We start from the raw sequence: 13,951 nt of genomic DNA on the forward strand, positions 1-13,951 counted from the left end.
AATAACAAAGCCCGGGCTTGAGAAAGTCTGGGCTTTGCGCATAAAAAGAGGCTGTGTCAGCATTTTGACACAACCTCCCTTTCTAACCATTACCGATAATGACTAAAGTTATAGATATGAAACACCTACAAATGATAACAATGATGTGTGTGATTTGTGTAACTGCAAGTTGTACAACGCAAAAGATTGCATATAGAGAACGGTTTGAAGACGCAAAAGGATATGCCCTTTATGCTTGTATCGCACACATGAACAAGTTTGTTGATAGTACATCATTTATCAACAAAGATTATTCCGGCGAATATTTTGTTCAATTAAGCAGTTTATCGCTGGAAGAAATTATCAGAATTAAGGAATATGTGGACAAAGAATGTATGAATTATTGGAGCATATCACAAAATCCGGAAGGTAATATGATTGCATATTCATCATGGAAATTCTATAACTCCAAAGACTTGGATAACTTTATTCATAAGACATTAAGGAAAAATATCGGTAACTACGAAAGATAGCATCTGACGATGCCCCTTTCTAACTATTACTAACAATACGAATAACTCTTTATGATAAAATTCATTTTAGATGCGATGTATTATCAGATATTCATATTTAATAGGGATAAATTTATATTGGAAAATCCACATGAGCGGACGATACAGATAATATGTGGAATATTATTTCTTCCTGTTATAGTATTGGTATATCTACTGATAGAGGAGAATTTCAATTATAAAACCCCTTTTGTGTTTTTCATCATAATCTATGTTTTATTATACAAGACATTCTGTTCGTATTATATCAAAAGGAAAAAAGGTATGGAAATTATAAGGAGTAAACCTCTGATATTTAATAGCCAAAAGGTTTCTTCCTTCATATCATGGATGATTTATCCCATTTTGGTTGTATTACTTTATTTTATAATAATACATCGTCATTGGCTAAAAATTATACAATAAAGATTTAATAAGTTAGTAACAACAAAAGATAGCCTCTGACGATGCTACTTTCTAACCATTACCGATAAAAACGTAAAATGAAGATACTTTTTTATATCATATTGTCAGTGCTATTCCCATTTCAAATGATAATGGGGCAAACAGGGAAAGACTCCATTCTTTTCCGTGGGAACATTGTATATGATGGTGATGCCAGTGAAGCTACTTTCCTACATGAACTATATATAAAACATAATCCTAAACAACGATATCCTATCGTTTGCGATTCGGATTTTTCCATTAAATGTATGCGTGGAGATACACTGCTCATAGAACATTTTGACACAAGGTATCCTTACTGTTTTCAAGTAGTGGAATTTATTGCGAATGATACGCTTCCACAGAATATCCATGTCTGGAGATACCCAAAGTCTTGCAATAATTGGTATTATCATCAGAAATATAAAACGACCAATCTATCAGTTAAAGATACTATCAGAAAATCAGAACTGGTCGGTACATATAAATGTAGATGGGAACTAGAAAACAGCGACTGTCTGGTTACATCTGATGCAACCATGAAATTAAATGCTGACGGCACATTTGAATTGATTGATGAATGGGTTAGCTGGGATATATCTGGAACTGTTTTCCATACAGGGAATTGGGAGATTAAACAAAATACAGTCATTTGCAAAGTTGTTCCCGAACTGATTCCTTCAACTATACAAGAACGTTATCCCGGTCAAGTGCTACATTTTGTCTGGACAAATCTGGAAGATGATAGACAAGAAATTATGAAAGAAGAAAAAGTCTATAAGTTTCTTGTATATAAGAAAGGGTTAATTCAGACAGATAAAATAGATTGTATATATAAAAAAATAAAATATCGGTAACTACGAAAGATAACATCTGGTGATACTCCTTTCTAACCATTATAAACAATATGCATCGAAATATAACGAAATCTAAGTTCTTTTATACCATTCTTGGTATTCATGCTTTATGTGGAATACTGGGGCTGACAATCCTATGCTCTGTTCCGGAAATGGATCAAATACGATGGAATATCGGATATATTATCGGGTATCTGTTCGTCTTGTCCTTGATATTCTCATTTTTTATACGCATACCTGATAAAGTACCTAAAGGAGTCAAATACGGCATACGGATATATAGAAATATCTATTTGCTCAGTATAATTATGAGTCTGTTAATTCCTAAAGGGTTGTTCATGTTGTTGGCAATATTCATTGACTGTTCAAGCAATTCCGAAAAGATAGCTGAAGATAAGCAGTATATAATCCGTCATTATGTAACGGCATCACTATTTGATGACTATAATGAAAAGAGAGTATATAAGAAACAAGGAATAATAGAGAAATATATTGGTAGTTTTGATGGTGGTGATGTTACTCCACACAAGAGATATGAGATATATTCTTTTCAGGTAGATGAAAGTAAAAATGTTTTTATTGGACACTGTCATTCATTACTTAATGCAAAAGACAGTATCATGCCTTTTCCGATTGTAAAGTCTAATAATTGATTCTGTTTAACTGTCTTTGGACGGTAAATACAATAAAATCAGTAAATAGGAAAGATTTGAAATTTTATATAGGCTATGTTTTTATCTTTAAGATAAAAAAGTGCTGTTTTTGAGTTGAAAGTGATAGATATATGAAACAGATAATATACCATATTAATATTTTTTTCCTCTTTTGGATTTGTGGAGTAGCCTATTCACAAAATCCCAAAGCGGATATTTTGCGGCAAGATCTTTCAGGCTTATTTGACAATTTAAGCATGATTGGCATATTAGGAGAAGACTGTAGCCGAATTGACATTCATTTTACCGAAGTTCGGAAAATGGATAATAAAGAATATGAGATAAAAGGTGCCAGTCGTACCCGATTGACTTTAATCTGTCTGTTTAAAGGAAATATTTATATAGATAGCATTTCTTCTTGTTCTCAAATGATGAAAAGTGAATGTATGGAAGTGGACGGTTTCATATACGGGCATTATTCGTTTGCAGAATACGGAGATAAACGATATAGCGGTGTATTTTCCGGTTTTTTCGAGCAAGGGTATCGGGTTAACGGACAGCAAATAGAGAAAGGACGGAATGAAATGGCAGAACTGAGATTGAACTTGGCTGAATATAGGGGCAACTGGAGATCTGCAAATGGGCAGATAAAGATCTGCTCTTGGGCAGATGAAGTCATACCCGATACTCCTGTAAACTTCTGCCTGTTTAATGATGCTGGCGAATGGATTGTGCTACCAAAATATCGTAAGAATGGCTGGGAGAATCTATATAATGCCTACCACAATGAAAATCTGACAACGGATGAGATACAAAAGGCCCGTGAAGTGGAAGAACAAGAATGGTGGGCAAATGAAAGCCAATCATGCAAAACACATTGAGTTTATAACGAAGCGTGATTACGCTTGACAGCGTTCCTCGCTTAATCATTGACAACATAATAAATCATAAATACAATGGTAATAAAATTACTTCATACAGTTTTACTCTTCTTGTTTCCGTCTATGACAGTTATAGGCCAAGTATTGGATACAGATACCTTGTGCTATAAGAATAATACGGTATATCAAGAGTTAATAATCAAAAGAATCAATAAAAAAAGAATTTATTTCGCTCTATCTTCTATCAAAAAGGGGGAGCAGGTAGATGTGTATAAAGGTTATGCTTACATATCCGATTATGCTTACATCTCTTCAGAAACTGATTTTACAGAGGATGGTTCATTGTATCCAGTCATTGAATATTGGTATGAAGACCCGGATATTCCTTTGTCGATAAGAGTCAACTATGATATGGGTGTAGCAAGAATTTCATTTGCAGAAAACCTTTCATTACCTTATATTTATAAACTAAAAAAGAAATAAATTCGTTGACTATCGCTTGTTCCACCTAACGGCGGCAAACGGCATTAGATTTTCAATAAAACGGATATGAAGAATTTGAAGAAACTTAGTATATATTTCGCTGTCACTTTTTCCATAGTTTTAGTATGTGGCTTTACAGGACTTGTTATCAGGGAAGCCAATAAAGGCACATTTTATGAACTGGCTGCAACAGAAACATTAGTATATTGTTTGCCGTTGGGACTAACTGCATTTGCATCCCTGCTCCCTTACAGCTTGAGTGTTGTAACTTTCCTGAGCTTTTGGGCAATGAACTGTGAAAAATGGATAGTTTTTTCCCGTATGTTAGCAATCGGACTGATTTTTGTATTGCCCTTGTCGGTAATGACCTATTGTTATGATTGGTTTATACCTCCCCAAACGCAGGTCGTATCTGTTGGAAAAATAGTAGAATACAAGGAAATGGAAAACGTTTATCACAATAGTCAAAGTGTCCCTTACCAAAACATTAAATGCAATGAATAAAGAATTAAAAAAATATGTAACAGATGAGTTATTGCTGATTGCCAATAACGTGACAGGCGAATATACCGACAAGCAGGTGCAGCAGGCGAAGTTGGAACTATATAACCGAGGCGTGGACGACAAGATAATAGCCGACATCATGGAGGAGAAAGAGGAAGCCTTCATGCGAAGACTGGATGCTGCCGCACGTGCAGAACAGGCACGCATGGACAAGCGTAACGAAAGGAACAGGAATATTAGCTATAAATGGCGGGAAATGCTCTTCATGTTTATGTTCGCCCCGTTTTACTTGTTTAAAAGGCATTACCAGCCAAGCGACTTCTTTCCCAAACTGAAACAGTTGAAAGCGAAAAAGTATGATTTAAAATTCAGGCAACGAATTATCAGTCTGCTTGCCGGAGATATGGCTTGGATTTTTATCTATTGGGTATATTATTCCTTTATAAAGAATTAAAGGATTGGATATGATCCTTAATTCTATTAAAATCGTTATGTTTTCTATGCTTTGATATGCTTATTTTTGCTATGCACCAAAAATAAAATTCCCGTAAAATATTAATTTACAGGGGTTTTCTTCGTTTTGCAATTCTTTCCAGCGGAGAGACGGGGAATGATTAACTTTTAATTTCTCTATTCATTATCAGTATCTTACCAAAAGCCTCTGCTCCTATGACACCGAATAATTCACCGCGTATATACTGCAACTTTCTTCCTATTACACTCTTACTTAATGCGAGTTCGAAATAAAATTAGAAAATAACCAGTTGCCAGTCATTGATAAAAATGACATCAATAGCGGGTTTCTTTTCAAAGAAACAGTATGCAGCAATGGCTGACAGAGAATTAGCAATGAAGTTGTTAAAAGAACGATGTCTGGAGTGCTCTATCTGTGCTATGTTTTTCAACTCGTCATTGACTGTTTCAATCAAAGCTCTTTTCTTGAGCAGAATCTTGTCAGCAATACTCATTAGTGAGTTTCTAATATTGTTTTTAACTTTAGTGACAAGCTTTATGCCATCAAGGAAAAGGCTCTCAAATGAGACCCATCCGATATATCCTTTGTCTGCACAGAGTTTCCCTTTGATGTTCTCCAGAAACCTACCCTACTTTAACGGTTTCCGGTCATTCACATTCCCAAGAGTAAACATGAAATAGAGGATTTCCCCCCCTTATCATTAATTATCAAATGCAGTTCAAATCCAAAGAGCCATCCCATAGAGCATTTTCCACGTTCTGCAAGTCCTTCAAATGTTTTATGAATCAGAATCCTTTGGTTACGACATACATGCAAAGGAGTGGAATCAGCAAAACTAATGCCCGTACACGTTCCCAATAGAAGCTTCTTAATGGAGATAGTTAGAGGAAGCTGTATTTCTTTCTCCAACTCTACGAAACGGTTATAGGAAACCAGATTCAGAAACAAGTGCCTAATATGTTTGCATACATACCCTTTGTAATAATGCTTGAAACAGCGGCCCCTAAATGAAACAGGATAAGAATACCCATAATCTCAGCATCACTCATGCAGTTGGGCTTGTTGCAATATCTTTTTTCTTATCCTTAATCATATATTTTTCCTGTTACAACACAAATTTCTTGCAAAAATCATCGGACAGACAATGAATCTCTGTAACTTTAGACTCTGAGAACATAGTGGTAATCGTTTAAACAATATAATTTGTCACCATAAATTTAATACTTTTATTACTATATCCCTATGTCTCTATAGATTATATTTATTCTTATTTCGAACTCACGTTATTTATTTCGTGAATACATGACTATAAAAAGACACCCGAATATGATACGCTGCAGAAAAACACAACAAGATTTTTTACTCCGTGCAAGCAAAAGCTCACACGGAGTATGACTTATTCCGGCAAATACTTTTTGTAGTCTTCCTGCACATCCGGATCAATGACCGGACGTACGGAATAGGTCATGCAACGCCTGTAAACAGCGCTTGTATTGGAAGTAGGCGCCCAACCGGCAGGACCTCCAGTGGAATTAAGCAGATAACGCCCTGCATGAGTATCGCTTCTGGCTTGTGCCACGGCGAAAATGACTTCATTACCCCCAGACTTGCCATCTGTAAAACTGCCGTCATAGATACTTCCAGGCAGCGGTGTGTTAAGGCCGGAACGACTTGCATAATAATATGCAGACCTCAAAGTTACAGCCTCTTTCTGCGACATAATCCGGAATCCGTAAGGAGAAGGGTCAAATACGGTTTTCCCGCCTACATCCTCCGGATTCCCTGTCCGAGAAGGCTGGTTCCATGGATACAGGAATACCCAGCGGTCTTTGAAATAACTAACAAACCTATGCGGGAAACATTCATACAGCCAGAAACTTTGATGAGAGACGATAGCGTTTGGATGTTCGATGCTCTGTTTCATCGTAAGAGCAGCCCCTCTCGCTTGCTGAGCATCTGTTTTTCCATAATCCACATCATTTCCTCTCTGTTCCCAAAGGAAATCAAATAGCTTGCCACTGCCGTCATAAAAGTTTTTATTGACACGAACATCATGTGCCGGGAACGGATCTTTCCTGCCCCATTGATATTGCATACCAAATTCCCTATATGCATCTGCACTATACTGTGATTGGACCCTTTCGTACGCTCCCAACAGATGCGACATCAATCGAACCGTTTTCGGACCATCACCTCCCTGACTCGCAACATCCAATACTGTCGGATACTTGTCAACAATCCAGATATGCCAGGACCAGAGTGTCGGATTCCCCTTGATCTTTCCAGATTTAATTTCTATCAACACATTTCCCGGAGTCTGCCCTGGCTTGACATAAATATATGATCCCGGACCGGAACCTCCCTGTTCGGACAATTCACTGAGTCCCGCTTTTTCTATATCATTATGCCCACCAGCCTCTTTAATATCCGTCCACACGATATTGACTCTCCAATCATCATCTGCATCCAACTTATTCAACATGAAATCCTCTTTGCTACCGGGAAGTCCCTGCTTATCACTTAAAACAGCGTCATGATCCAGAAGCTTTTTGTAATACTCATAGGCAGTATTTACCCGGGAAACAGGAATAAAGATCCCTTGCTTTGCTCCCGCTTTAAGCATATATGTATTCGCTTCAGGCTGTACAATTCCGGAAACCAGCTCCAACTCAAATTCTCTTTCCGGAAAAAGACCATCAGGGGAATAAATCTTGAATTTCGCCTTACCGGAGTAAAGACGTGAGGTTGTGATATCGTCAACAGCCGTGAAAGAAACTGGTTTCCCGGAAAGGGAAGGATCCTTCTCATAGAAAGGAGCGAACGTCTCTATCACATCACCTGCTCCGTTGTCGGACAAAGCGGAAACCAACTCAATTTTGTATTCGCTGTTGGCTTTGACATAATATTGCTTCTGTTTGCCATCCATCAGATAGATACTGTTATTGGATACCAGCAATGACTGATGCAGGAATTTGTCAAAAAAGGGGATAGCACTATATTCCTTCTGCAGGAGGCTGAGTTTCCCCGACGCACTTCTACCGGTTTCCACATGTGTGACGGTGAAAGTATAAGTGGTATTGAAATTATCGAAATACTCCGTATTTCCTGTAATGTCGGGAGCTGTCACCGTATACTTCCATATTCCCCCGGCAAGTTGACCCGCTTTCTCTATCTTGAACGGATTGGCGGCTTCAGCATGGAATACGGGTTCCAAATCATGCGGTTCTGTCTTTACATAGAAAGTAACCCTGGCACCTGCCTCTTCCGCCGTAAGCGTCCGCCCGTCTTTCGTTACCACTTTGCCTGCCTGCCCATAGCTCTCGCCATACTGATTGACCTCAATAAACTCCAGCGGCCGGCTGCAGGCCTCGTCCGCAAAAATCTGTAAGGTGACATTGATATCCTTAGACTGCTCAAAGCCAAGAAACCATTTCATACGCCCCGCCTTCACATAAGCGGCTTTCAACGCATTCTGGGCATCTTCCGGCTTTTCCGGCCACCTTCGGGATGCATCCACATGCTCTGTGACCGTAAAGGTCGCGGTTTTCTCATCCGTCGGTGCGGTCTTATCCGGATCCGAAGGTTTTATAGAATTACTGATCCATGCAGGCAGTCCCTCTATCGTAAATCCTTCCGGCCAGGAAGTCTGCACTTTCGCCGTCAGGCTGCCTCCCTCCCTATAAAAAGTGAAATGGTCGGCACTGACCCCCAGCATATATTGCCCGTCATACAATACATCAGACATAGTGGACTCGTTCCATACCACAACATTATACATGATGTTAGCGGCCGGTCCTTTCCTAGCATCCTCTTCCGTATCGAATCCCGGACCACCTACAGCCTTGATATTTACCAGATAACGGTGGTTACGCAGCAAGGGAAGGTACTCGTATGTCGCATCAGCCTCGGCTCCGGTACGTTTCAGGTAGTCTATCCGGAAGAAAGTTTCCTTGTCAGGACGGCTCTTATCTGCACCGGTCAGTCCGACAACGATATAAGGACGTTTCAAGTAATTTTCCGTATTATTCTCAGGAAGAGTTTCTCCGTTGGCTCCTTGCGTGGCAGCCGTCGGCACATTGACCGCCTCCGGAACATATACCTCACGTAACAAGATTTTCTCATCCACTATGGAAGGTGTTCTATCAATCTTTCCTGTCACAGCCGGAGCAGGATCAGGAATAGAAGGCTGTTTCGCCTTTCTATTGGCCTCATCCCAGTAAATCCCGTTCTCGAACGGAGAGACCCGTCCCGTCGTATTGGTATTATAAAAAAACACTTTAGTCAGCGTTATCCCTTCAATCCCCCCGGCTTTCTCATCGAATGTAGAAGCCCCTTCCGATATGTTGCTCAAGTTAAGCCCCACGTCCACACGTGCCACGGCACGGACCAGATAGACAGTTCCAAGTTTGGGAACGGCACCGGCACTGTGATCCACCCTGACCGGGTCCGAGGCACCCCACATCGGCAACTCCCCGTCTTTCCATATCCCCTTGTCCGGCATGGAGAAAGTGAAAAGTTGCATGACTTCCTCCCGTGTCTTTCCAGCCAGTCCGTCTGCGTCTGTATTAGCTGACCGGGTGACATTGGCCAGCATCACGAATGTACTGGTATCGTCTGAAGGAGTATTTTTCGCCAACAAGGTCATGGTACCCTTGTCTTTCTTGTCAGCCGGATCACCGGAAGGAATATAGGAGGTCACTTTGGCCTCATATGAAAACTTGTTGTCCTTGTCAAACACAAGTACCCTAATCCTCTCCGCTGCCGTGGAATTCTCCCCCTCCGGTGTAAGAGACCGTGTCAGGGGATTTCGAAGACCAAGTCCTTCGACAGACATGCTGACAGACGTCCAGCCGTCCCTGACAGGCATTTCTGTCCCGCCGTTTCCATACTCATCGAAGGGATCACTGCACCCTTGCACGAGAGGGATTCCCATAGATATCGCCAGAAAAGCGACTATCAAAGTGTAATGTTTGATTCTCATATGTATCTATTCTTTAAACTGTTTTTCTTCGTGATGGCATGACTGACCATACCTTAGTTACCAGGGGATAGCCACCTCCGTATCCTCCCATTCGTCCACAACTATGTCATATTCCATATTTCCGGGTCCTTTCAGTGTGGCGAAGACACGGTAAACCGTATTACGCCGGATGTTGTAATAACCCTTATCATTCTCGGAAAGATCCGGATTATAGAGTTCGATCCTATACGGCTTATCGGGGGTTCCCATCCGATAATCGACGGATAAGACCAAGGCCAGCGCCCCCTCTTTCCCTTTCCCGTAGACTCCCGGAGCCACATAGATGTAGCTAGGTGTCTTACCCATATATGGAAGCAGTCTTTCTTTGCATTTGGTCACAAAAGCGGATTCTCCGGACCCCTCGTTGGCACCGTCATGGAAACTAGCTCTTTCCGGCAATAATAGGGGAGTCCCCGCATAATCTACTCCTCTCATATCCGGATTACCACTTCCAGTGGCGGTGTATTCCCCAGAAGAAGGCAGTACAGAATAACCGCTAGCTTCATTGTTCAGGGTGAGTTTTGTCACTTTGGAAAGAGGTAACAAAGGAGACAGATAATTCCCCCTGTCATCAACTGTTGTAAGTATGAACTCAATACGGGCATGCATACGTTCCAGAAGTATGCAGGGAGAAAGGGTAATCCTATTATTACTAACTACATTATCCGGAACATGGAAGTTACACTGCCCAGTCATGGGAAGATACTTCCGGTTTTCTCCTTTCAGATCGTCAGATGTGAAAATTTCGGTCTTTTCCATTAATTGCTTCGGATCAGGAATTGTATGTCCATTCCTGATTTTTTCCAATCCGGATTCACAATTAACCAACAAAACAAAATTATAATCGCCTCCCATCAACTCCAGGTCCAAGGCTATATTGGATTCGCCTGCATTCACTCTACCCATCTCTCTCATCTCAAAATGCTCAATGCCGGTTATACCCGCCAACGGGTTGGTTGTTCCTTGAGAATAATAGAAAATAACTTTTTCCGGAGAGCTCTCCATATTCTTAAAAGCGAAGAGAAGAACATGTTTAACAGTTTTCTCATATTCCTCTGCACCGATATAATTCTCTTTCCACTCTCCGGATGAACGTACAGACGCCTTTGTCATCTGAGAAATACCGGTTCCTCCATTCATTTCCGCCACAATCCGGATGGGAATACCCGAAACTGATTTTTCTAACTCTTCCGTATCAGACGAACATCCGGTCAATTGTACAATTGATACACAGGCCACCATCAACAGCTTTATCACAATTCCGTATTTCATTATCTATCATTTTTATAATAATACCAATTCCTTTCTAATATTACACGAATCATTAGTTTTAAAATCTGTCTGATTATCAGTTCTCCAATTCTATGGGGCGGGAAACGACATTCCAATCCAAAACGGTCGCTTGTATCAGCATCCATGTTTCCTTTTCGTACTTGAGTTTCAGGGTTATGGGAAAATCATGGTCACATTCCAGGCTATACGGCGGTTCGCCCGCATCTCCCCGGAACATGAGGATGTCATCAACCAGATTAGCGGTATAAAGAATCTCCCCGGTTGTCTTGTCAATCAGAGATACGAACGCATTTCTTCCCTCTTCCAGTTTCATCAGCGTGAAATCCGCTTTCAATGCCCCTTCAGCGTCATGTACGGCTTCGGTCGCGTATTCAAAACGTTCACAAAGGGCGATCCGGCCGTTGAAATCATACACACCGTTGTCATCTTCTATCCTGATGACGAATTCCTCGTCTATGGGGAAAGGGGAACCTATGGAACTGATTGTGAAGTGTACCCGGTATGTCAATTCCTGCATATTGAAAGCCACCCGTTCATACACGCTTCCCATATCCTTCCGGTTCTCCAGTGATATGGAGGCGAGACCGACATACAGAGGCCCGAGGGCTGAGGAAATCCGTCCGTTTTTCAACCGCAGTGACACTTGCATTTCCTGTCTGGTAGTAACGCCTTCCCGAAAATCTGAAAAATCATAGGCCTCCAGGTCACTGCCACCCCATGCGACAAACGTGAGTTTCCCCGTATGCCGCAATGTGGCGGACAAAGAATAATCTGCCGAAAGGACTGCCTTCTTGTCAGAAAATTCGCCCACCAGCAGATCATCATCATCAAAGACAAATACCCGGACTTCTCTGATATCTGACGGATATCCAGGAAATTGTTCGCAAGGGGTCTGTCTATAGAACTGGAAATAAACACCTTGCGGACAACCACCCAAGTCATCAAATACCGTAGAATTACATCCTATAAGACAGTAAACCAGCAACATGATAAATGCGATGTAATGTACACTTCTGATTCTCATTTGATATAGTTTATGTTGGGGTTATTTAACAGTTTGAAACCAAACTGTTTGTTGATTGGAGAAAGAAGAGGAAAAATTCCTCTTCTCTCTCACAGCTATGTAAGAAATTGCAGGCTGAATTTATCAGCAATCTAATATTAAAATTACTCCAAAACGACATCACGTGAAACGAGGTTCCACTGGAGTACCTTGGCCTCGACACGCATATAGGTCTCTTCTTTCTCGATATCCGGATTTTCAGGATTCGTCGGTTCTTCCTTATCATCAGGCTTCGGCAGATACGGATCTTTAGGATCGGAAGGATCCCACGGCATACCTAGGCCCTGGAAAGCCGTAATTGTCAACAGATAGGTGTTGTTACGACGAGTATTAGCGTTCACAATCGTTTTTCCATCAGCGTTTGTTTGACGGTTCCATAACGCACGATATGCGCATCTCCCTTTTGCGTAAGTGTAAGCTTTTTGATCCGGGCTCAACTGGCTTTTCTTTGCGGCATCCTTGCTGGCATAGATCAGCCCATCACCTTCTCCTTGATAGAACGTCTCGCCCTTTACCCCGGGTTTACTGATTAACTTCTTTTGATCTTGATCCCAATGCAATACCTCTTTTGGAGTATAAGTCGTATAGACCTTGGCATACGGTAGGCGATAGTAACCGAAATTCTTATTGTCAGTTGTGAGTTCCTCCTTTTTTACGGAATTCTCCAAGAAATAAATACCTGCCACCTTTTTAGCCTCAGTAGCATCTGCCGCAACCGCCTTGGCCGCGTACATGCCAAGCTTATCCGCTGTTGGAGTCTCTTCCGGCAAGAGGTTTCCCAGACGGATCAAATGCTCCTTGGCAGTACCGTTCGGATCTTGGGCATTTTGAAAATCAACATAGTCATCAATAGCGGATGTGAAATCTTTGTAAAGCCCGTCTCCCACTGTGATTGTACGATCTCCTGCATGGTTGCGGAAAAGATATGTCTTTGCGGCGCCGTTGATAGCCGTATACGTGAGGTTATCAAGATCAACCGTTCCTCTTCCATCAGCAGTTTTGTCTTTCAAAGCGGCATCCTTCGCGACCAATCCTTGTGCCACGACACGCTCCACATCAAAGGAGAATACATTTTGAGCCTCTCCCATGCCTGTCTTGACTGTTTCCTCGGAGATATTATCCTTGATGGTTTTCTGCTCGGCCTTTGAGGTCATCACGAACTGATTTTCCATGGCGAGAGCCGCGATGTCGGCCACCGCAGTAGCCGTACTTCCATATACACAGTTCATGGCCGTTGCAATACTGGGATCAAGAGTGCCCCTGTTAAACAACAACGCCATTGCTTGGGAACCCGAAGTGGCTTTCCATGGAGCAACTTTGTAAGTGCCGGCCGGTGTCGTCTCCCAGAATTTATTCTCCTCGTCAGCGCTTCCTAGCGTCCAGTCCTGAGGCGTACCGGGAGAAATAAGCCGTAGAGATTCAAGTGTACTCTCTCCCGGTCTTCCTCCGTAATCTTCCTGTTTGTCATTCACCGCTCTGGTTGAGACATCCTTCATAGCGGAAATATACATTCCTGCAAATGTTGTTCCTTCGCCCGGATTGTTTACCTGAGGGATATCCTCATTATTACAAGCTGTCATGCCCAGACTTAAGGCTGCAACTCCCGCTAAAAATAAATTGTTTACTTTCATAACTTAAACTGTTTAGTAAATAAATAATTTAATTATTAATACCATTAGTGTCCCGTTAAAATGGGACGAGTTAAACAATTAATCAAAAAGCCCCGGAATCAGGGGATCATTTAGATC

The 13,951-nt window shown here is 41.3% G+C and carries 11 protein-coding genes and 1 pseudogene; 7 read left to right on the plus strand and 5 right to left on the minus strand.

Annotated features, from left to right (window positions below):
• The first annotated feature begins 98 nt into the window (after nt 1-98).
• The 7 genes from AB5903_RS20165 to AB5903_RS20195 all read left to right on the plus strand — a co-directional run bounded on the left by AB5903_RS20165 (nt 99) and on the right by AB5903_RS20195 (nt 4,806).
• Nucleotides 99-512 carry a hypothetical protein gene (locus AB5903_RS20165; RefSeq protein WP_224200146.1) on the plus strand — a complete coding sequence of 138 codons (414 nt, stop codon included), beginning with the start codon at nt 99-101 and terminating at the stop codon, nt 510-512.
• Nucleotides 513-1,033: 521 nt separating this feature from the next.
• A complete protein-coding gene (locus AB5903_RS20170; protein WP_195658762.1) occupies nt 1,034-1,831 on the plus strand; it encodes a hypothetical protein in 798 nt (265 codons plus the stop codon).
• Between the two features lie 308 nt (nt 1,832-2,139).
• Entirely contained in the window at nt 2,140-2,484 is a 345-nt protein-coding gene (locus AB5903_RS20175) for a hypothetical protein (RefSeq protein ID WP_258998398.1), read from the plus strand.
• Nucleotides 2,485-2,615: 131 nt separating this feature from the next.
• The gene (locus AB5903_RS20180) at nt 2,616-3,365 is read left to right on the plus strand and encodes a hypothetical protein (RefSeq protein ID WP_195658655.1); all 750 of its coding nucleotides are present in this window, start codon (nt 2,616-2,618) and stop codon (nt 3,363-3,365) included.
• Nucleotides 3,366-3,440: 75 nt separating this feature from the next.
• On the plus strand, nt 3,441-3,848 hold the full coding sequence (locus tag AB5903_RS20185; RefSeq protein ID WP_195658656.1) for a hypothetical protein: 408 nt from the start codon (nt 3,441-3,443) through the stop codon (nt 3,846-3,848).
• Between the two features lie 66 nt (nt 3,849-3,914).
• Nucleotides 3,915-4,352: a hypothetical protein gene (locus AB5903_RS20190; RefSeq protein ID WP_195658657.1), complete on the plus strand. Its 438-nt coding sequence runs from the start codon at nt 3,915-3,917 to the stop codon at nt 4,350-4,352.
• Nucleotides 4,345-4,806, plus strand: coding sequence for a transcription initiation factor IID (locus AB5903_RS20195; protein ID WP_272710671.1), 462 nt, complete (start codon nt 4,345-4,347; stop codon nt 4,804-4,806). The genes AB5903_RS20190 and AB5903_RS20195 overlap by 8 nt, the downstream gene beginning before the upstream one ends.
• A 295-nt stretch (nt 4,807-5,101) precedes the next feature.
• Here the strand turns inward: AB5903_RS20195 and AB5903_RS20200 are convergent.
• The 5 genes and pseudogenes from AB5903_RS20200 to AB5903_RS20220 form a co-directional block, all read right to left on the minus strand.
• Nucleotides 5,102-6,004 (minus strand): annotated as a pseudogene (locus AB5903_RS20200) (IS982 family transposase).
• 219 nt (nt 6,005-6,223) lie between these two features.
• Entirely contained in the window at nt 6,224-9,808 is a 3,585-nt protein-coding gene (locus AB5903_RS20205; protein ID WP_195658658.1) for a FimB/Mfa2 family fimbrial subunit, read from the minus strand.
• Between the two features lie 57 nt (nt 9,809-9,865).
• On the minus strand, nt 9,866-11,119 hold the full coding sequence (locus AB5903_RS20210; RefSeq protein ID WP_151871565.1) for a hypothetical protein: 1,254 nt from the start codon (nt 11,117-11,119) through the stop codon (nt 9,866-9,868).
• Between the two features lie 76 nt (nt 11,120-11,195).
• Entirely contained in the window at nt 11,196-12,164 is a 969-nt protein-coding gene (locus AB5903_RS20215; RefSeq protein ID WP_195658660.1) for a FimB/Mfa2 family fimbrial subunit, read from the minus strand.
• 143 nt (nt 12,165-12,307) lie between these two features.
• Nucleotides 12,308-13,834: an Mfa1 family fimbria major subunit gene (locus AB5903_RS20220; protein WP_195658661.1), complete on the minus strand. Its 1,527-nt coding sequence runs from the start codon at nt 13,832-13,834 to the stop codon at nt 12,308-12,310.
• Nucleotides 13,835-13,951 lie beyond the last annotated feature (117 nt).

Origin of the sequence: Bacteroides sp. 2201st1_D9_2201SCRN_220225, from assembly GCF_040928965.1 — a bacterium.
Classification (GTDB): domain Bacteria; phylum Bacteroidota; class Bacteroidia; order Bacteroidales; family Bacteroidaceae; genus Bacteroides; species Bacteroides stercoris.

Coding starts and splice junctions, on each gene's coding strand:
- AB5903_RS20165 (WP_224200146.1), top strand. CDS start 99: ATGACTAAAGTTATAGATATGAAACACCTACAAATGATAACAATGATG.
- AB5903_RS20170 (WP_195658762.1), top strand. CDS start 1,034: ATGAAGATACTTTTTTATATCATATTGTCAGTGCTATTCCCATTTCAA.
- AB5903_RS20175 (WP_258998398.1), top strand. CDS start 2,140: ATGAGTCTGTTAATTCCTAAAGGGTTGTTCATGTTGTTGGCAATATTC.
- AB5903_RS20180 (WP_195658655.1), top strand. CDS start 2,616: ATGAAACAGATAATATACCATATTAATATTTTTTTCCTCTTTTGGATT.
- AB5903_RS20185 (WP_195658656.1), top strand. CDS start 3,441: ATGGTAATAAAATTACTTCATACAGTTTTACTCTTCTTGTTTCCGTCT.
- AB5903_RS20190 (WP_195658657.1), top strand. CDS start 3,915: ATGAAGAATTTGAAGAAACTTAGTATATATTTCGCTGTCACTTTTTCC.
- AB5903_RS20195 (WP_272710671.1), top strand. CDS start 4,345: ATGAATAAAGAATTAAAAAAATATGTAACAGATGAGTTATTGCTGATT.
- AB5903_RS20205 (WP_195658658.1), bottom strand. CDS start 9,808: ATGAGAATCAAACATTACACTTTGATAGTCGCTTTTCTGGCGATATCT.
- AB5903_RS20210 (WP_151871565.1), bottom strand. CDS start 11,119: ATGAAATACGGAATTGTGATAAAGCTGTTGATGGTGGCCTGTGTATCA.
- AB5903_RS20215 (WP_195658660.1), bottom strand. CDS start 12,164: ATGAGAATCAGAAGTGTACATTACATCGCATTTATCATGTTGCTGGTT.
- AB5903_RS20220 (WP_195658661.1), bottom strand. CDS start 13,834: ATGAAAGTAAACAATTTATTTTTAGCGGGAGTTGCAGCCTTAAGTCTG.